Source organism: Arthrobacter crusticola, assembly GCF_004357995.1.
GTDB classification, from domain to species: Bacteria; Actinomycetota; Actinomycetes; order Actinomycetales; family Micrococcaceae; genus Arthrobacter_D; species Arthrobacter_D crusticola.
This window is the reverse complement of sequence record NZ_SMTK01000006.1, coordinates 239,147-257,201: the sequence shown is the minus strand read 5'-3', so window position 1 is coordinate 257,201 and position 18,055 is coordinate 239,147. Positions and strand designations below refer to the sequence as shown.

Here is an 18,055-nt window from a genome sequence, read left to right as displayed (position 1 = left end):
TGTTCCTCTCAAGATAGTGGCGGCTGACCTCGTCAAACCGCATGCCAAAAGTGCTTCAACCAAACGCTGTGTTCTCATCGAATAACGTCAATAAACGAGACTAGCACGCCGTACTAGTACGGTGTGCTAGTCGGGGGTTGGACGGCTGCCCGATAGGTCTCCTTCGGTTCATCCTTTGGTGCGTGCATTGGCGGCGCGGGCTAGCACGATGTATCGATAACATGGAGCCGGAGGCATCTATGGAGACACACGACGGCCGGAACGTCAGCTCACGCGAAAAGGTCCTTGCTGCCGCAGCAGCGATGATGGCCGAGAACCCCGCGGCGAACCTCAGCGTGCGCGCGGTCGCGGCGCGCGCCGGGGTGAGTGTCGGATCACTCAGGTTTCATTTCCCCACCCAGGACGCCCTCCAGGGCGCCCTGCTGACGCGGATTTACGACCACTTCTTCCCTGAGGACCCGATCCGCGATCCTGCGCTGTCCGCACGGGACCGTCTGGTGGCGTGCCTGCGGCAAATCCTCGCTCCCACCGGGGTGGGGGCCGAAGCCCGCAAAGCCTGGGAAACGGTATATAAGGCCTTCATCGAGCCAGAACAGACCGCGGACCTCCGCTCAACCTACGCGGGGATCGAGCGGGAATCTCTGCGTCGCGTCACCTACTGGCTTTCGATTATGGCCGACGAGGGCGCCCTCCCGCGGGCCGATCTCACGCCGCAGGCGCGGTTTCTCCTCACCGTGCTCAACGGACTCTCCTACGAGCGGGCCCTTCCGTCGAGTGAATCGCTGCTTCAAGCCGAAACCACCACGCTCTACCTCGCCGCAGATGCGGTGCTCGGAACCGGCCGTACCGGTGAAAGGCCAGAAACCACGAGTGCGTCAACCGGCCAATTTGCCGGCGACGCCGGGAGCGCCCCCTAGCTCCGTGCGGCCAGCGTCGTCCCTACAGCAACCGCCACATCGGGCCGTCGGCGTGCCGGGAGGGTGCCGCGGGCTCGGTGAGGGTTCCACAGCGTTCGCTCTGCGGTTCCCCCACCGAGAATTTGTGGCCCTGGCATGGGCCAGGGGTAGGGGTGGTTCTCTAGACGTCGCGCTTCTTGGTGGCGATGAGGGCAGCAACGAGGAATGCCAGGGCCCAGGCGCCCATGACGAGTCCGCCCTGGAGTTGGGTGAGGGCGTCCTCGGCCGCGGTCACGGCGGCCATTTTGTTGCCTGCCTCCCCGGGCAGGAAACGTGCAGCGTCGGGGATCCAGGCGGCCAGACCCGAAAGCAGCTGCAGAATGACCGGCAGGACGAAGAAGATCCCGACCGCCGTGACCACGCCGCCGGCGGTGTTGCGCAGCAGTGTTCCCAGGGACATTGAGATAACCGCTACGAGGGCCAGGAACGTGCCGGTGTTGATGATGCTCGCCAGGACGCCCTCTTCGGTGAGGGCGAAATCAAGGTCCTGGCTTCCAAGGATGGGCTGGGCGATCAGGTAGGACACCATCGCGCTGAGCAGACCCACGAGGAAGGCGACGGCCGCGGCGACGACAGTCTTCGCCAACAGCGCCGGGGTGCGCCCGGGGACCGCGACCATGGTGGAGCGGATCATTCCCGTGGCCCACTCGGAGGCGATCAGGACCACCGCCAGGGAGGCGATGAGCAGCTGGCCGAAGATCAATCCGGACGAGGGTGTGGTGAGCGCATCAACGGCGGGGCTGCCGGGGCCCTGCGCCTGGAGATCGGCGGGCAGACTGCCGTCATTGATCGACTGTGCGAGCTGGGCGTATCCCCAGGCGGCCAGCACGGCAAGACCCACCATGACCAAAACGGTCGAGGCGATCAGGATCACGGTCGAGCGGACCGTGGTGACCTTGATCCACTCGGATCGAAGCACCCGGGAGAAGGTGATGCCGGACCCGGCCCGTGGCCCGGGGGCGTTCTTGGTTGGTGAGGGTGATGTGGTTGTGTGTGCGCTCATGGTCGGCGTCCTTCCACGGGGATGGTGATCTGGGTGGCCTCCGGGGTGGTGGGGGAGAGGCTGTGGGACTGGTATTCGACCTCGGCCTGGGTGAGCTGCATGTAGGCGTCCTCCAGGGACAGCTGCAGGGGAGTCAGTTCGTAGACCAGGACGCCGGTCCGCTGGGCGGTCTCGGCGATCCGGCGCGGGTCGACGCCGGTGATCTCGATCAGTTCCGGTTCCAGGATCTGTGAGCTGACGCCGTCGCCGGCGAGGGGATTCAGCAGGTCCTGCGGCCGGTCTGCGCGGACCCGGACCCGGGCCTTGCTTTGACCGTCGATGATGTCCTGGATCGGGGCGTCGGCGATGATCCGTCCGCGCCCGATCACGATCAGGTGGTCGGCGGTCAGGGCCATCTCGGACATCAGGTGCGAGGACAGGAACACCGTGCGGCCCTCGGCGGCCAGATCCCTGGCGAGGTGGCGGACCCACTGCACGCCCTCGGGATCGAGGCCGTTGACGGGTTCGTCCAGGATGACCGTCTGGGGATCCCCCAGCAGGGCCACCGCGATGCCCAGGCGTTGGCCCATGCCCAGGGAGAACCCGCCCACACGCTTCTTCGCGACCGCGCCCAGTCCGGTGAGCTCGATGACCTCGTTGACCCGGGAGTTCGGAATGCCATGGGTGGCGGCCATCGCCCGAAGGTGGTTATACGCCGAGCGCTTGGTGTGGACTGCCTTGGCATCGAGCAGCGCCCCGACCTCATGCAGCGGGGCCTTGTGCTTGGCGTAGGGCCGGCCATTGATGGTCACCTGCCCGCCGCTGGGATTATCCAGTCCCATGATCATGCGCATCGTCGTGGACTTCCCCGCACCGTTCGGGCCCAGGAATCCGGTCACCCTTCCCGGCCGGACGGTGAACGACACGGAATCCACCGCCGTCTTCGCGCCATAGCGCTTTGTCAGGGTTTGAGCTTCAATCATGGGCCAGTCCTTCTCGTCGATGTAGGAGTGAATGTCTTTTTCTGCATGTCTGGGCGCCGCGTATCCCCATCTGCAGGGCCGCTCGTCAAATCGTCGTCCTCGCACACGTGAGCAGGCTGGGTCGTCAGGTTTTCGGAAACGGCAAGGGATCATGGCGTTTCGGGGACCGCCAATGATTAGAAACCGTGTTCATACAACAGGGTCAAGTGGAATGCGCGCACGGACAGGTTCCACCCCGGGAGCAGGGTGGAAGCCTGGTGCGCACTGGTACTGCATTGGCCCTACAGGAGGCCCTCGGCGACGCTGGTGACATCTTGCTTCATGCTATCACAGCGTACTAGTACGCTGTGATAGTTAGAGCTCGACGTACCCGCATTCCCCCGGACAACTCAGATTGCACCGGGTTCTTTGCGCGCCGCGCCGTTGTAGTGCCGGCCTCCGCAGCCCGCAACTCCAGGATCCGGGACGTGAGCACTGAGGCAGGCACGGCGTCATCCTTCCTGTCTTGGCCCGCCACGACCGAGGCGGGTGCCAACACGCCCTGCATCCCTCGTGGTTACCCCTGTGCGGTGCCGGTGAGCGCGCGCCAACGGGGCTGGTCGGTTAGGGGCGCGAGAAGACAGAGCGCAGTCCCTGCGGCGGCGATCCATCCGGCCAGTGTCCAGGCGGTCAGCGTTGCTGCGGCACCACGGCCCCGATGGCCAGTGGAATCGAGTGCGGCCACAGCGCCCAGGCAGATCCGACCCAGGCGATGAGCTCGGCCGTGAAGCGCAGGCCGCCGGCGACGGGACCGTGGCCGGGCGCCCGGGTACCGGGTCCTGCAGGTCCGGTTTTCATGCTGTCGGTCGACTGTCGATCACAGCGGCGGGATCTGGGAGGACACCTCACGCCCGTGCCCGACATCGGCCGCTGCCGCGCGCAAGCCCTGATCGATGAAGTCGATCATCCAGGTGAAGCTGGAGTTGACGTTGGTGCTCATCTGGAAACCGTCCGAGATCTCGAGCGCCGCGAAACCGTGAAGCATGCTGCGCAGCATCCGCACCGCGTGGGTTTCCTCCGCAGGATCAAGGCGGTAGCCGAGCAGCACGGCCGAAAGGGGGGTGAGCGCCCGTTCCAGCGCCGCGGCGAGGGGATCGTCCGGGCCCGTGGGCCGGACCCCGACGGTCGCGGCGTAGCGGCCGGGATGGTCCTTTACATATCCGCGCAGCGCTTGGGCCGCCCCCTCGAGGGCATCCCGACGTGCCCTGCCCTGCGTGGCATCACGCACTGCCGCGCCCATCTCGGTGACAGCGAGGACGCAGATGCGGCGGGCGAGGTCGCCAAGCCCGTCGACGTGCTTATACAGCGAAGGAGTCCGCACGCCGAGACGTTCCGCAACGAGGCTCATGCTGAGCTGGGCGAAGCCAGCCTCGTCGGCGAGGGCCGCGCCGGCTTCGGTGACGGCCCCGGCATCCAATCCGGCCCTAGGCATGGTCCATGCCCGCCGTGGATGTCAGCGTCCTGCCCAGGAACGGCAGCAACAGGGAGAGCAGCTCGTCCGGGGTCTGGGTGTGCGGGTAATGCCCGGCGCCTTCGATGACGGCAAGTTCACCGACCCCATCGGGAAGGTCGGCGATGATACGTTCACCTTCGGCGCGGGGGTCGGTCCAGTCGGGGTCGGCGCTGCCCTCGACGACCAGGACCGGCCGCCGGACATTGGGCAGCTGGACGCCGGCATCGGCCGGAGACGACTTCATCATGGCGCGCAGGACCGCCATCCGCTCGGGCTGGCTCACGGTGGCCCGGATGCGGGCGGACTCGTGGTCCCAGTCGGTGGGTTTGGCCGGGACCGCCAGGTCGAGGTAATCCAGCCAGGCCTTCACGCTCCCGCTGAGCAGCACCTTCGCAAGCCGGACCGTGCCGATCCGGTAGTTCTTCCGGCGGAACAGGCCGCCGAGGTTGACCGACTGTTTGCGGGTGAAGGGGGCAAGTTCCACGACGCCGGCAATCAGCCCGGGTTCCGCGGCGGCGGCGATGGTGGCCGCGCCGCCGCTGATCGAGTGGCCCACAACGACCGCCGGGCCGCCGAGCGCACGCACAAGGGCGACAAGGTCGCCAGCGATGTCGGTGCGGCTGTAGCCCTTCCATCCGGCGCTGGATTCGCCGCAGCCTCGGATATCGACGTTGGCGACCCGGTAGCCGGCGGCCACCAGGGCCGGGGCGACAAAGCGGTAGGAGTGCCGGCTGTCGCCTATGCCGTGGGCGAGGACCACGAGGGGACCCTCGCCGCTCAGCTCATAGGCGATGGTCCCCTCAGGGGTGCTCAGGTGCTCGGTCATGACAGCCTCCAAATGGCTAATGGGAATAGCTTAAAGCTAAATAAATTAGCCAACGTTGTCAAGACCGCGAAGCGCGACCAGATGGTGGTCGGCGAAGTGAAGTCGTTGCGGGGGGAGCCAGGTGTCAGCCGCGGCGGCGCAGGGACGGGTCGAGCAGAGCCGGCGGGGCGTCGTTCTTCTCCTGCGGTGCGAGGTCGGTGCCGGGCGGCACGATGGCATCGATCGCGTCGAGGATGTCCGAGGACAGGACGGTGTCGGCGGCGGCGATCTGGGAGTGCAGGTGATCCATGGTGCGCGGTCCGATCAGTGCGCTGGTGACTGCCGGATGCGCTGTGACAAAGCCGAGCGCAAGCTGAATCATGGAAAGGCCGGCGCCGTCGGCCACCCTTGCCAGCTGTTCAACGGCGTCAAGCTTCGCCCGGTTGACGGGGATGGCGACATCGAATCGATGCTGCATGAAGCCCGAGCGGTTGGTGCTGATCTCCCGGCCCTCGCGGATGGCGCCGGAGAGCCATCCCGAGGCCAGGGGGCTCCACGCCAGGACACCCATGCCGTATTCCTGGGCGGCGGGGAGCACCTGGGTTTCGATGCCGCGCTGCAGGATCGAGTAGCCGGGCTGCTCCGTGACGTAACGGGTGAGGCGGTGGGTGCTGGCGGCCCACTGGGCCTGGACGATGCGGTATGCCGGGAAGGTTGAGGAGCCGAAGTGGCGGATCTTGCCGGCCCGCTGCAGATCGGTCAGGGCAGAGAGGGTTTCCTCGTCGCTGGTCCGGGGGTCCCAGCGGTGGATCTGGTAGAGGTCGATGTGCTCGACGTTGAGCCGGCGCAGGCTCGCCTCCAGCTCCGTGATCAGCCAGCGCCGGGAGCTGCCCTGGTGGTTGCGCCCGTTATCCATGGAAAGGCCTGCTTTGGTGGCGAGGATGATGTCGTCCCGGCGGCCGGTGATGGCTTTGCCGACCATTTCCTCGGACTGGCCGCCGCTGTATACATCGGCGGTGTCGATCAGGTTGATGCCGGCCTCGAGGGCGGCATCCACGACGGCGGTTGCTTCGGCCTGTGTCGTCCCCCCGATTTTTCCGAAGTTCATGGCGCCCAGTGCGAGAGAGCTGACCTGCAGGCCGGTGCGGCCGAGGGTGTGGTACTGCATGCGGAGGTCCTTTTCCGTTGAGTGCGGGCGGATTGGGTGTAAGAGGTTATTTGCTGTCGATGCGGCCGGCGGAGTGCGGTCTTCGTCCAGTGCCGCGAGTGACACCGCTGATGGTGCCGCGCAGCTGGTCTGACATACTTTCTAAATGGAACGTTGCTCCGTTTGACTATACGGAACGTCGTTCCGTTTAGCAATGAGGACAGAAAAGGATTAGGGATATGAGTCTGGATGCCGGGGGAGCAGGGCAGGGGACGCAGCGGAAGCGCGCGGATTCCGTACGCAATGAACAGGTGCTCCTTGCCGCTGCCGCCGCTGTCTTTGTCGCCTCCGGCGTGGACGCGCCGGTACGCGAGATTGCGGGCAAGGCCGGGGTGGGGGTCGGCACGATCTATCGTCACTTTCCGACGCGCGCGGATCTCATCATCGCCGTGTACCGGCACCAGGTGGAGGCATGCGCCGAGGCCGGTCCGGCCCTGCTGGCCGACACGAAATCGCCGCATTCCGCCCTTGGCCAGTGGATTGACCTATTCGTCGAGTTCCTCGTCACCAAGCACGGACTGGCCGCTGCACTGCAAAACGACAGGGATGGTTTTGACGCCCTGCACACCTACTTCGTTGATCGGCTGGTGCCGGTGTGCGCGGATCTGCTCCAGGCCGCCGTGGCAGCAGGAGAGATCGACCCGAGCATCAGCGCCTATCAACTCATGCGCGGGGTCGGCAATCTATGCGCAGGCGACGGCAAGGATCCAGGGTACGACGCCGGCCATCTGGTCAAACTGCTCATTAGGGGGCTGGCTCGACCCGCCCTGCGGAGGGGTTGATGGGGAAGAGGCCTCGGCGTAGAGTCCTCGACGACGTGGGAGCGAGGAGCTGGTCGTGGGGCAACTGATCGTTCAGGACTTTGTCAGCGCCGACGGTTTCGCGGCCGACGCCAACAACGAGTTCACCTTCTATGAGCTCCTTGACGGGGGCACCGCGGAGTTTGACCGCAGTCAGGTGAAGTGGTTGGAGACCGTTGACACGATGGTCCTAGGGGCAAACACCTATCGCATGTTTGTCGAGTACTGGCCAACACCGGCATCCAAGGACGAGATCATCGCGCCATCCTTGAATTCGCTGCACCGCGTGGTTTTCTCCCACCACCTGACGAACGCCCCGTGGGGAGATCTGGTGGAGGCGGCCATCGAATCAGGTGACCCTATCGAAGCGATCAGGCGGATCAAGGCCGAGACCGGTGGGGACATCGTGGTTTGGGGAAGCCTCACCCTGGCACAGACGTTTCTGGCCGCGGGCGTCGTGGACTCGGTGAGGCTCGTGGTGATGCCGATCGCCTTAGGCGCCGGCCGGGGCGTCTTTCCGCCTGGGCAGGACCCGAACCTGCTGACCCTTCAAAGCGCAACACCGTACGACCAGGGTCTGGTCGAGCTGGTGTATGGAATCCGGGCAAGGAACCAATAGCGACCGTCGTGGCCGTGGTGTCTTCATTCTTCGCCGAGCGGGTCTCCCACTTGCCGGCCAGGGAATTATCCTTCCGGCACCGTGCCGACCTGCTTTGCCGGCACACCAACGACCTCTGCGCCCGCGGAAAGGTGCTTCGTGACGACCGCACCCGCGCCCACGACAACCCCATCGCCGATGATCACCCGCCGATTTCGATGCCGCCCTGGTCCTGGAACCGGCAGCCGCTGTTGACGAACACCTCCGCGCCGAAGCGGATGTTCTTGCCGAAGTCGGCGCTGAACGGCGGGAAGGGCTGGAAGGACTCGGGGGCCTCGCTCCCGGTCAGCTCGCTGATCAGCGCCGGCACCTCTCCGGGGGAGTGGTACCGCCCGTTGAGCTCGGCGGTGATGCGCGGCGACTCCTGGCTCGCGGCGTGCAGGGCCTCGTGGTGCGGTGAGCCTCCGGGGGCCGCTTCTGCGGAATTGACTAGTGCGGCAGAAAAAGGGAAGCTTGCTGATGGCTAGGTTGCCGACAGAATATCCCCCCACGATTCCGGTCGGCACCTGCCTGAGGCGGCGATCAACCGCTGCGAAACCCCTGGCCAAGCGAGACTGGCCGGGGGTTTTCTCATGTCCGGAAGGGAGGGGTCCGTCGGATCGGCGGGCCATCGAGGGAACCGTTCCCTGCGTCGCTTCAGCCGGGGTCGGCGGTTGTGGGCCCGTCCGGTACCCCGACCGGACGGGCCTTAACACCACCGCCATGAGCGTTGCGAGACCTATATGGCGGCCGGAGACCACACTAGCCTCCACATCCCGGTTGGACAACGCGGAGGGCGCCCGGCGGGAACCGATATGACAATTTGGACTAGCGTGCCGAACGACGCCGCGAGGCCGACTTTGATTGCATCTCGGTAACAACCTATGCCTGCTGAGGGAATCGAGACCGTCTGGTTACACTCCACCACTAGGCTTCTGGACATGTGAGGCACGCCACCTTTAGGGCTCGCGGGTCGTCATGCAGCATCAGATGGGGCTGATTCCACACCAAGAAATAGGAGGCGGAATGCGTTTCGGACGTACTTCCAAAGCTGTGGGGGTCGCGGCGGCAGCTGCGCTCGCACTCAGCGCCTGCGCCGCCAACACCGGTACTGAAACCGATGAGGGCGCCGAGGGCGAAGCAACGGGCGGCGAGATCCGGGTAGTTGAGGTCAATGCGTTCAGTTCGTTCAACTCCGGCACCGCCGAGGGGAACGTGGACATCAACGGAACCGTTGCGTATCTCACCCATTCCGGCTTCAACTACATCAACAACGACCTTGAGGTGGTCCCCAACGAGGACTTCGGCACCTACGAAGTGGTCTCCGAGGACCCGCTCAGCGTCAAGTACACGGTGAACGAAGAGGTCGCCTGGTCTGACGGCGAGCCCGTCGACGCCGGCGACATGTTGCTGGCGTGGGCCGTCCAGTCGGGGCACTTCAACGACGCCACTACCGACGAGGCCGGCGAGGTGACCTCCGGGTCGAGCTACTTCGACTACGCCGGCGACACCAGCGGACTCGGGCTGACCGACGTTCCGGAGATCAGCGACGACGGACGCTCCATCACCCTCAACTACTCCGAGCCCTACGCCGACTACGAAGTCGCATTCGGCACCATGACCGAGGGCGGCATCGGCATGCCGGCCCACGTCGTTGCGGAGAAGGCGGGCCTCGCCGACGAGGACGCGCTCATCGAGCTCATCCAGACCGCACCCGAGGGCGATCCCGAGAAGCCCGTGGATCGCCCCGAGCTGCAGGCCGTTGCCGACTTCTGGAACACCGGCTTCGATACCAAGTCCCTGCCCACCGACACCTCGCTCTTCCTTTCGAATGGCCCCTTCATCGTCTCGGACATGACCCCGGACCAGAGCATGACCCTGGTACGCAACGAGGACTACAACTGGGGCCCCGAGCCGAAGATCGACGAGGTCACCATCCGCTACATCGGTGAGGCTCCGGCACAGGTACAGGCCCTGCAGAACGGCGAGGTCGACGTCATCGCGCCGCAGGCCTCCGCAGACACCGCCGAGCAGCTCGAGGGCCTCGAGGGCATCAAGGTGCTCCGCGGCAACGAGCTGTCCTATGACCACCTCGACCTCAACTTCTCCGGCGTCTTCGCCGAGGAGAATGTGCGTGAGGCCTTCATGAAGACCGTGCCGCGCCAGCAGATTGTCGACACGATCATCAAGAAGCTGAACCCCGACGCCGCTCCGCTGGATTCCCAGCTGTTCCTTGCCGATCAGGAACGCTACGAGGAAGCAAAGGAGAACAACGGGTCCGAGGAATACGCGGAAGCCGACATCGAGGGCGCACGCGAGCTTCTTGCCGGCGCAACCCCCGAGGTGCGCATCATGTACAACCGCGACAACCCCAACCGTCTCGACGCCTACACCCTGATCGCGGAGTCCGCCTCGCAGGCAGGATTCAAGATCGTCGACGGCGGTCTGGGCGCCTCCGACTGGGGCGCCGCCCTGGGCAACGGAACCTACGACGCGACCATCTTCGGCTGGATCAACTCGGGGGTTGGCGTTGCCGGCGTGCCGCAGATCTTCAAAAGCGATGCAGGCTCGAACTTCAACGGTTTCTCCGACCCTGAAGCTGACAAGCTGATGGACGAGCTCATCCGCGAAACCGATCCGGCCGCGCAGGAAGACCTGCAGGTTCAGATCGACAAGCTGATCTGGGACTCCAAGTACGGGCTGCCGCTGTTCCAGCTGCCCGGCCTGAACGCCCACACCGATCAGGTCGCGGGCATGGAATACATGCCGAACCAGACCGGTATCTGGTGGAACTTCTGGGACTGGGAAGTCGTCCAGTAGCACCACCAGTGCAGTTCTAACCGCACCACGGGAGGTGCCGGGACCGTGTCCATCCGGGTTCCGGCACCTTCCTGCGTTCCGCGGCGGCCCGCCGTGTCACGTGCGGGCCGCCCCGGAGGGGGTGGATTAGAATGCGACCAGAGTCACAGCAAACCCGCTACCAGACATTGAGGCCTCGCAAGCATGGTGACCTACATCGTTCGGCGACTTGTAACAGCGGTCCTAATCCTGTTCGGCGCCTCGTTCATCGTCTACCTGCTGACTGCGGCCTCCGGTGATCCCCTCGCCGAATTGCGCGCCAGCAACGCACCTAACCGGGAACAGCTCATCCAGGCCCGTGTCGAGCTGCTGGACCTGAACACCCCGGCGCCACTTCGGTACTTCGGCTGGCTGTCCGGCGCGGTGCAGTGCGCCGTGCCCTTCGTGGGTAACTGCGACCTCGGGCGAAGCATCCAGGGTGAGGCCGTCACCGATGCGCTCACGCGGGCCGTGGGCAACACGATCATGCTCGTAACGGCGGCTACCGTGCTGGCCATCATCATCGGGATCTCGCTGGGCATCATCACGGCGCTGCGCCAGTACAGCGGGCTGGACTACGGCGTGACCTTCATGTCCTTCCTCTTTTTCTCCCTGCCGATCTTCTGGCTGGCGGTGCTCCTCAAGGAATTCGGCGCCATCGGCTTCAACAACTTCCTAACCGACCCGGACATCCCACTGTCGAGCATCCTGGTCGTCGCCCTGGTCAGCGGGGTGATCTTCACGATCCTCGCCGGCGGCACCGTGAAACGGAAAGCGCTCGCCTTCCTGATCGGCGCGGTGGCTGCGGGGGGCCTCCTCTACCTGCTCAACCTCATCGACTGGTTCACCCGCCCCGGCCTTGGCCCGATCGTCATCCTCGTCTTCGGGGTAGCCATTGCCTACGGCATCACCCTGCTGACCGCCGGGCTGAAGAACCGCAAGGCCCTGTATTCGGCCCTGATCATGGTGGCACTCGGCCTGGTCGCGTACTACGTCGTCAATCCGTTCCTCGGCGCGGCGACGATCTGGCTCTTGCTGTTCCTTGCCGTGGTCACGGTGGGCGTAGGCATGGGCGTGGGATTCCTGCTCGGCGGGTACGACCGGGCGCAGAGCATGCGCACCGCCGCCCTGACCGGGTTCCTCATGGCCGGACTGATCGTCCTCGACCGGTTCATGGTGACCTGGCCGTCCTACGTCTCGAACTCCCGCATCCGCGGCAGACCGATCGCCACGATCGGGGCGTCGACACCGGGGCTCGAAGGAGACTTCTGGATCCAGGGGCTCGACAACTTCACCCACCTCCTGCTGCCAACCCTGGCGCTGCTGCTCGCCTCCCTGGCAAGCTACAGCCGGTACTCCCGGGCCTCGATGCTTGAGATCATGAACATGGACTACATCCGGACGGCCCGGGCCAAGGGGCTGTCCGAGCGGACCGTCGTCATGCGGCACGCCTTCCGGAACGCCCTGATCCCCCTGGCCACCCTCGTGGCCTTCGACATCGGCGCACTGATCGGCGGTGCCGTCATCACCGAGCAGGTCTTCGCCTTCTCCGGAATGGGCCAACTGTTCGTGCAGGCCCTGCTCCGGACGGACCCGAACCCCATCATGGGCTTCTTCCTCGTGGTCGGGATTCTGGCCCTCGTCTTCAACCTCATCGCCGACCTTGTCTATTCGGTCCTCGACCCACGCGTAAGGGTGAAAGCATGACCATCCAGGATTCCTCCGAGACACCCAGGGGAGAAATCGGCCCGTCCCCCCGCGAGGTGGGGCCCGTCGCCGAACCCGAGACGAAGGGCATGTCACAGGGCCAGATTGTTCGCCGGCGCTTCTTCGACAACACGGCCGCCATCATCAGCCTCGTGGTCTTCGCGGTCATCTTCCTGCTGGCCTTCACCTCGCTGGGCTTCGCCGGCATTCCCGGCTGGTGGAAGTACAACCACACGCAGTTCCTGCCGGTGGTCGACGGGGGAGCGCCCACCATCACCGGCCCGTTCAGCTGGGGAGACCACCCCTTCGGCCAAGACTCGATCGGTCGGGACTACTTCGCCCTCACCATGCGGGGAGCGCAGAACTCGATCATCATCATGCTCCTCATCGGGGCCATCTCGGGCATCGTCGGCGTCGTCGTCGGCGCCTGCTCGGGATACTTCCGCGGCTGGACCGAAGCCGTGCTGATGCGCATCACGGACATTGTCATCATCATTCCGCTGATCGTCCTCGCCGCGGTCCTTGGGCGGACCGTCGGTACATCCCTCGGCGCCGGCGCGGCCGTCTTCTTCCTCGGCGTCGTCCTCGGCCTGCTCGCCTGGACCGGCATGGCCCGGCTGGTGCGCGGTGAATTCCTCTCGCTGCGGGAGCGGGAATTTGTTGACGCCGCGAAGATCGCAGGGGCTTCGAACGCCCGCATCATCTTCAAGCACATCCTGCCCAACGCGGTCGGCGTCATCATCGTCAACACCACGCTCCTGATGTCGGCCGCAATCCTGCTGGAAACGGGCCTGAGCTATTTGGGCTTCGGCGTCCGGGCCCCCGATGTCTCCCTGGGCCTGATCATCAGCCAGAACCAGGAGGCCTTCCAGACCCGTCCTTGGCTGTTCTGGTTCCCGGGCCTTTTCATCGTGCTGATCTGCCTGACGATCAACTTCATCGGTGACGGCCTCCGCGACGCCTTTGACCCGCGCCAGAAGAAGTTCAACCCGCGCAAGGCGAAGGAAGCGGATCGACCGGTGCGCGCGTGAGGGGCGGCGGTTCAGGCCAGCGCGGAGGAGGCGAAGGACGCCGCCACGAGCGCCGCGGCCACGCCAATCGGCAGCCAGTTCACGCTCCTGGCCACCACCGCCGAGTCGGTGAGGTCGACATCGAGGGAACCGCTGCCGATCAGTTTCTCCCACCGGCTGCGCACAAGGAACGCGGCGTAGCCGGAGTCTGTGTGCGTGAGGTCGCCCGGGCGCACGGAACGCCCGGGCCCGTAACTGCTTCCGGGAAGGTTGGCCAGGTGCTCGGGCTTTCCTGCATGGGTGCCCCAGACTCCGGGGGCGGGCGCGGCCCAGGCCGTGTAGGAGCCCCGGGGTGTGATGAGCTTCAGCGCGAACTTCGTATCGACGTGCACCAGCGCGGCCCACGGCACCGAGACGGTGGTCAGCGGGTTCCGCAGGGTCACGGCGTCCGAATCCACCTGGACGGACGGGTACCAGAACAGCCACCACGCGGCAAAGGCAAAGGCGAGGAGCGGCCAGCCCGCGAGCAGCCCGGCGACGCCCTCCGACACCACCACGGACACCAGGCCCACCGCGGTCAGGGCGAAGGCCACCGCCGTGAAGATTTTGCTGGTGCGCGGTCGGAACACTGTGGTGGCGGGTCCGCCCGTGGCGCTGCTCATCGCTCCATAATTCCAGCTATTTCCTCCGGTGGGTCAACCGGAGACCAAACCGCGGATACACCACTCCCGGGTGCCGGGCGGAAGGACAGCGCAACATGACCAGCGACGTTATTGGCAGCCCCGATGGAATCGACCCGCGGGACCGGCGTGGACCGGTGCTGGAGGTGCGGAACCTCAGCGTCGACTTCGGCGTCGAGAAGAAGTGGGTGCCGGCGGCGATCGACCTGAACTACTACGTCAACGCGGGTGAGGTCCTGGCGATAGTGGGGGAGTCCGGTTCGGGCAAGAGCGCAAGCTCCATGTCCCTCCTGGGGCTGCTGCCCTCGAACAGCCGGGTCACCGGGGAGGTGCTCCTCAACGGCAGGTCGGTCCTCACCATGTCGCCGGGACAGCTGCGCGAGGTACGCGGCAGCGAGGTGGCGGTGATCTTCCAGGAGCCGATGACGGCACTCAATCCCGTCTACACCGTTGGCTTCCAGATCGTCGAAACCCTCCGCCTCCACAATGAGATGTCCCCGGACGCGGCGAAGCAGCGGGCCCTTGCCCTGTTGGACATGGTCGAGCTTCCCGACCCGGACAAGGCGTTCCGGTCCTACCCGCACCAGCTCTCCGGCGGGCAGCGCCAGCGTGCCATGATCGCCCAGTCCCTCTCCTGCGACCCGAAGCTGCTGATCGCGGACGAGCCGACGACGGCGCTTGACGTGACGGTGCAGGCGGAAATCCTCGATCTGATGCGCAACCTGCGCACCAAGCTCGACAGCGCCATCGTCCTCATCACCCACGACATGGGCGTCGTGGCAGACCTCGCCGACCGTATCGCGGTCATGCGCAAGGGCGAGATCGTCGAGACGGGAACCGCCGAGCAGATCTTCGGGAACCCGCAGCACGAGTACACGCGTGCCCTGCTCGCGGCGGTGCCGCACCTCGGCCAGGGGATGGGGGACGACGACGTCGACATCACGGCCGCGCTCGCCGCCGCAACCCACTCGGAACTCGCCGGCGTCGACCGTGACGAGCTGGAACGCCGCGAGCGGGAGGTGCTGGCCGGCCTGCAGGAGGAGTCAGTGCCCCAGGCCGATCCGGTCCTCGAGTTGAAGGACGTCGCGATCGAGTACCCCAAGCAGGGCCGGGTACCGGCCTTCCGTGCGGTCGAGGGGGCGAACCTCGTGGTCTATCCCGGCCAGGTGATCGGCCTGGTGGGGGAGTCCGGCTCGGGCAAGACCACCATCGGCCGGGCCGCGGTCGGACTGCTTCCGGTGGCCGAGGGGACGCTGTCCGTCGTAGGGACCGACATCTCCGGCTTCCGGCCCGCCTCCAAGGAGCTGGCAGCGGTGCGCCGCCATGTGGGAATGGTCTTCCAGGACCCGTCGTCGTCCTTGAACCCGCGGCTGCCGATTGGAGAGAGCATCGGCGAACCGATGTACCTGGCCGGCGAGGCCAAGGGTGCGGAACTGCAGAAACGCATCGAGGCACTCCTCGACCAGGTGGAGCTGCCGCGGAGCTACCGGAACCGCTACCCGCATGAGCTCTCCGGCGGCCAGAAGCAGCGGGTCGGCATCGCGCGGGCGCTCTCGCTGCGCCCGAAGCTCATGGTGGCCGACGAGCCGACTTCGGCCCTGGACGTCTCGGTCCAGGCCCGGGTGCTCGAACTGTTCCAGAACCTGCAGCGGGAGCTGGGCTTTGCCTGCCTGTTCGTCACCCACGACCTGGCCGTGGTCGACGTCCTCGCGGACCACATCTGCGTGATGCAGCGCGGCCGGATAGTGGAGCAGGGGACCCGCGATCAGATCCTGCGCAGTCCCCAGGATCCCTATACCCAGCGGCTGCTCGCCGCAGTCCCCCTTCCGGACCCGCAGAAGCAGCGCGAGCGGCGCGAACTGCGCGCCCAGCTGATGGCCGCCGAGTAGGCAAACCAGCCGCCCGTCGGTGCTCCGCCGCCTGCCGGCGGAGTGCCGCCGGGGCTGTGGCGGGGGATACAGGGTTGTACCAAAAACGCCCCCGCGGGCCGTTCGAGGCGCGGACGTTACCAAATCGTGACCTTTCCGGCCGCTGTCCTCCTCACCTGCGGCAGCGTCGGTTCACCGCCCGTTTCCTGAGTCTTCCCTGAATGTTTTCACCCGCTGCCGTCATGCCTGCGTTTCTTGGGGCAAACCGGTGGGGCATATGATTTCCCGGTGTGAGTTGGCTCATGCGTACCATTCGAGTCCAACAGCCCCGGCCGTAACAGCGCCGGGTGAAACCTAACAACTAGGAGGCGGAATGCGTTTCACGCGCAATTCCAGAATTCTCAGCGTGGCAGCTGTCGCTGTCTTCGCGCTGAGCGCATGCGGCGGCGGCAGCGGCGGAAGCACCGACGAAGCAGCTACCGGCGGCAACACCGATGCCGTCATCGTGGTCGACGGCTCTGAACCCCAGAACCCGCTGATCCCGACCAGCACCAACGAAGTCGGCGGCGGAGCAGTCCTCGACCTGATCTTCGCCGGGCTTGTCAGCTACGACGCCGATGGCAAGACCCAGAACGAGGTCGCCGAGTCCATCGAGACCGAGGATGCCCAGAACTACACGATCACCCTGAAGGAGGGCATGACCTTTACCAATGGCGATCCGGTCACGGCCAGCTCCTTCGTTGACGCGTGGAACTACGGCGCCGCAGCAAAGAACGCCCAGCTGAGCAGCTACTTCTTCGAGAGCATCGAAGGCTACGCCGAGGCCAGCGCCGAAGGCTCGACCGTGACGGAGATGAGCGGCCTGAAGGTTGTCGACGACAAGACCTTCACCGTCGCCCTGTCGCAGCCCGAATCGGACTGGCCCCAGCGCCTCGGCTACAGCGCGTTCTACCCGCTGCCCGCCGACGCCCTGAAGGACCCCAAGAAGTTCGGCGAGAACCCGGTCGGCAACGGCCCGTACAAGTTCGCCTCCGAAGGTGCCTGGAAGCACAACGAGCAGATCGAGCTTGTGCCGAACGAGGATTACGAAGGTCCGCAGGAGCCCAAGAACGGCGGCATCACCTTCAAGATCTACCAGAACGACACGACGGCCTACCAGGACCTGATCTCGGACAACCTCGATGTGCTGAAGACCATCCCGACGTCCGACATCAAGAACTTCAAGAATGACCTTGGTGAGCGCTCGATCGAGTCCCCCTACGCCGGCAACCAGACCATCGCCGTGCCGTACTACCTGAAGAACTGGGACGGCGAGGCAGGCAAGCTGCGCCGCCAGGCCCTGTCCATGGCCATCAACCGTGACGAGATCACCAAGGTAATCTTCAACAACGGCCGCGAGCCCGCGAAGGACTTCACCGCCCCCGTCCTCCCCGGCTTCAAGGAAGACCTGCCCGGCAGCGAAAACCTTGAGTACAACCCGGAAAAGGCCAAGGAACTGTGGGCCGAGGCGGAGAAGATCGAGCCTTACGACGCCTCCGAGCCCCTGACCATCGGCTACAACGCCGACAAGGGCGATCACAAGACCTGGGTTGAGGCACTGGTCAACAGCGTCAAGAACACCCTGGGCATCGAGATCACCGGCAAGCCGTACGCCACCTTCAAGGAAGCCCGCACCGAGGCGACCGAGCAGACCCTCACCGGCGCGATCCGGTCGGGCTGGCAGGCCGACTACCCCTCGCTGTACAACTTCCTCGGACCGATCTACGCCACCGGCGCAGGCTCGAACGACTCGGTGTACTCCAACCCCGAGTTCGACAAGGCCCTGAAGGAAGGCCTTGCCGCGGAGTCCGTCGAAGAGGGCAACGAGGCAATGAACAAGGCGCAGGAGACCCTCCTCGAGGACCTTCCCGCCATCCCGCTGTGGTACCAGGTCGCTCAGGGCGGCTGGAGCAACAACGTGGATAATGTTGAATTCGGCTGGGACGGCGTACCCCAGTACCACGCCATCACCGGCAAGTAATCCGACACGGAATGGGGGCCTGCCTCTGGCAGGCCCCCATTTTCCGCGCTCCAACGAAAAGGTTTATCCC

Annotated in this window: 16 protein-coding genes; 8 read left to right on the top strand and 8 right to left on the bottom strand. The window is 65.5% G+C overall.

Annotated features, from left to right (window positions below; all coding sequences use genetic code 11):
- Window positions 1-239 precede the first annotated feature (239 nt).
- Window positions 240-917, top strand: a complete 678-nt coding sequence (locus E2F48_RS17000) for a TetR/AcrR family transcriptional regulator (protein ID WP_133405128.1) — start codon at window positions 240-242, stop codon at window positions 915-917.
- Between the two features lie 160 nt (window positions 918-1,077).
- Here the strand turns inward: E2F48_RS17000 and E2F48_RS16995 are convergent, their stop codons facing one another.
- From E2F48_RS16995 to E2F48_RS16970, 6 genes are all read right to left on the bottom strand, one after another.
- Window positions 1,078-1,959 carry an ABC transporter permease gene (locus E2F48_RS16995; protein ID WP_133405127.1) on the bottom strand — a complete coding sequence of 294 codons (882 nt, stop codon included), beginning with the start codon at window positions 1,957-1,959 and terminating at the stop codon, window positions 1,078-1,080.
- Window positions 1,956-2,921: an ABC transporter ATP-binding protein gene (locus tag E2F48_RS16990; RefSeq protein WP_133405126.1), complete on the bottom strand. Its 966-nt coding sequence runs from the start codon at window positions 2,919-2,921 to the stop codon at window positions 1,956-1,958. Before E2F48_RS16990 ends, E2F48_RS16995 begins: the two co-directional genes overlap by 4 nt.
- A gap of 669 nt (window positions 2,922-3,590) precedes the next feature.
- Entirely contained in the window at window positions 3,591-3,758 is a 168-nt protein-coding gene (locus E2F48_RS17510; RefSeq protein WP_221411704.1) for a hypothetical protein, read from the bottom strand.
- Between the two features lie 19 nt (window positions 3,759-3,777).
- Entirely contained in the window at window positions 3,778-4,392 is a 615-nt protein-coding gene (locus tag E2F48_RS16980) for a TetR/AcrR family transcriptional regulator (RefSeq protein ID WP_133405125.1), read from the bottom strand.
- Window positions 4,385-5,239: an alpha/beta fold hydrolase gene (locus tag E2F48_RS16975; RefSeq protein WP_133405124.1), complete on the bottom strand. Its 855-nt coding sequence runs from the start codon at window positions 5,237-5,239 to the stop codon at window positions 4,385-4,387. The genes E2F48_RS16980 and E2F48_RS16975 overlap by 8 nt, the downstream gene beginning before the upstream one ends.
- Before the next feature lie 124 nt (window positions 5,240-5,363).
- Window positions 5,364-6,386, bottom strand: coding sequence for an aldo/keto reductase (locus E2F48_RS16970; protein ID WP_133405123.1), 1,023 nt, complete (start codon window positions 6,384-6,386; stop codon window positions 5,364-5,366).
- Window positions 6,387-6,604: 218 nt separating this feature from the next.
- Between E2F48_RS16970 and E2F48_RS16965 the strand changes: the two genes are divergently transcribed.
- Both E2F48_RS16965 and E2F48_RS16960 read left to right on the top strand, forming a co-directional pair.
- Entirely contained in the window at window positions 6,605-7,207 is a 603-nt protein-coding gene (locus tag E2F48_RS16965; RefSeq protein WP_133405122.1) for a TetR/AcrR family transcriptional regulator, read from the top strand.
- 55 nt (window positions 7,208-7,262) lie between these two features.
- Window positions 7,263-7,844: a dihydrofolate reductase family protein gene (locus E2F48_RS16960; RefSeq protein ID WP_133405121.1), complete on the top strand. Its 582-nt coding sequence runs from the start codon at window positions 7,263-7,265 to the stop codon at window positions 7,842-7,844.
- A 181-nt stretch (window positions 7,845-8,025) separates the two neighbouring features.
- On the opposite strand, the gene E2F48_RS17775 is transcribed toward E2F48_RS16960, so the two are convergent.
- Window positions 8,026-8,193 carry an LbetaH domain-containing protein gene (locus E2F48_RS17775; RefSeq protein WP_342772612.1) on the bottom strand — a complete coding sequence of 56 codons (168 nt, stop codon included), beginning with the start codon at window positions 8,191-8,193 and terminating at the stop codon, window positions 8,026-8,028.
- A 695-nt stretch (window positions 8,194-8,888) separates the two neighbouring features.
- On the opposite strand from E2F48_RS17775, the gene E2F48_RS16950 reads away from it, so the two are divergent.
- From E2F48_RS16950 to E2F48_RS16940, 3 genes are all read left to right on the top strand, one after another.
- Complete coding sequence (locus E2F48_RS16950) at window positions 8,889-10,682, top strand: ABC transporter family substrate-binding protein (RefSeq protein ID WP_133405120.1); 1,794 nt, start codon at window positions 8,889-8,891, stop codon at window positions 10,680-10,682.
- 183 nt (window positions 10,683-10,865) lie between these two features.
- Window positions 10,866-12,407, top strand: a complete 1,542-nt coding sequence (locus E2F48_RS16945; protein WP_133405119.1) for an ABC transporter permease — start codon at window positions 10,866-10,868, stop codon at window positions 12,405-12,407.
- 89 nt (window positions 12,408-12,496) lie between these two features.
- Window positions 12,497-13,438, top strand: a complete 942-nt coding sequence (locus tag E2F48_RS16940; RefSeq protein WP_246019240.1) for an ABC transporter permease — start codon at window positions 12,497-12,499, stop codon at window positions 13,436-13,438.
- A gap of 11 nt (window positions 13,439-13,449) precedes the next feature.
- Here E2F48_RS16940 and E2F48_RS16935 read toward each other — a convergent pair whose 3' ends face one another.
- The gene (locus tag E2F48_RS16935; RefSeq protein WP_133405117.1) at window positions 13,450-14,079 is read right to left on the bottom strand and encodes a PH domain-containing protein; all 630 of its coding nucleotides are present in this window, start codon (window positions 14,077-14,079) and stop codon (window positions 13,450-13,452) included.
- A gap of 95 nt (window positions 14,080-14,174) precedes the next feature.
- Here E2F48_RS16935 and E2F48_RS16930 point away from each other — a divergent pair, with 95 nt between their 5' ends.
- Window positions 14,175-15,986, top strand: a complete 1,812-nt coding sequence (locus E2F48_RS16930; protein ID WP_133405116.1) for an ABC transporter ATP-binding protein — start codon at window positions 14,175-14,177, stop codon at window positions 15,984-15,986.
- A gap of 352 nt (window positions 15,987-16,338) precedes the next feature.
- Window positions 16,339-17,985, top strand: a complete 1,647-nt coding sequence (locus E2F48_RS16925) for a peptide ABC transporter substrate-binding protein (protein WP_133405115.1) — start codon at window positions 16,339-16,341, stop codon at window positions 17,983-17,985.
- Window positions 17,986-18,055: the final 70 nt, after the last annotated feature.

Excerpts from the sequence above, each read along its gene's own strand:
- E2F48_RS17000 (WP_133405128.1), top strand. The coding sequence starts at position 240 with ATGGAGACACACGACGGCCGGAACGTCAGCTCACGCGAAAAGGTCCTT.
- E2F48_RS16995 (WP_133405127.1), bottom strand. The coding sequence starts at position 1,959 with ATGAGCGCACACACAACCACATCACCCTCACCAACCAAGAACGCCCCC.
- E2F48_RS16990 (WP_133405126.1), bottom strand. The coding sequence starts at position 2,921 with ATGATTGAAGCTCAAACCCTGACAAAGCGCTATGGCGCGAAGACGGCG.
- E2F48_RS17510 (WP_221411704.1), bottom strand. The coding sequence starts at position 3,758 with ATGAAAACCGGACCTGCAGGACCCGGTACCCGGGCGCCCGGCCACGGT.
- E2F48_RS16980 (WP_133405125.1), bottom strand. The coding sequence starts at position 4,392 with ATGCCTAGGGCCGGATTGGATGCCGGGGCCGTCACCGAAGCCGGCGCG.
- E2F48_RS16975 (WP_133405124.1), bottom strand. The coding sequence starts at position 5,239 with ATGACCGAGCACCTGAGCACCCCTGAGGGGACCATCGCCTATGAGCTG.
- E2F48_RS16970 (WP_133405123.1), bottom strand. The coding sequence starts at position 6,386 with ATGCAGTACCACACCCTCGGCCGCACCGGCCTGCAGGTCAGCTCTCTC.
- E2F48_RS16965 (WP_133405122.1), top strand. The coding sequence starts at position 6,605 with ATGAGTCTGGATGCCGGGGGAGCAGGGCAGGGGACGCAGCGGAAGCGC.
- E2F48_RS16950 (WP_133405120.1), top strand. The coding sequence starts at position 8,889 with ATGCGTTTCGGACGTACTTCCAAAGCTGTGGGGGTCGCGGCGGCAGCT.
- E2F48_RS16945 (WP_133405119.1), top strand. The coding sequence starts at position 10,866 with ATGGTGACCTACATCGTTCGGCGACTTGTAACAGCGGTCCTAATCCTG.
- E2F48_RS16940 (WP_246019240.1), top strand. The coding sequence starts at position 12,497 with ATGTCACAGGGCCAGATTGTTCGCCGGCGCTTCTTCGACAACACGGCC.
- E2F48_RS16935 (WP_133405117.1), bottom strand. The coding sequence starts at position 14,079 with ATGAGCAGCGCCACGGGCGGACCCGCCACCACAGTGTTCCGACCGCGC.
- E2F48_RS16930 (WP_133405116.1), top strand. The coding sequence starts at position 14,175 with ATGACCAGCGACGTTATTGGCAGCCCCGATGGAATCGACCCGCGGGAC.
- E2F48_RS16925 (WP_133405115.1), top strand. The coding sequence starts at position 16,339 with ATGCGTTTCACGCGCAATTCCAGAATTCTCAGCGTGGCAGCTGTCGCT.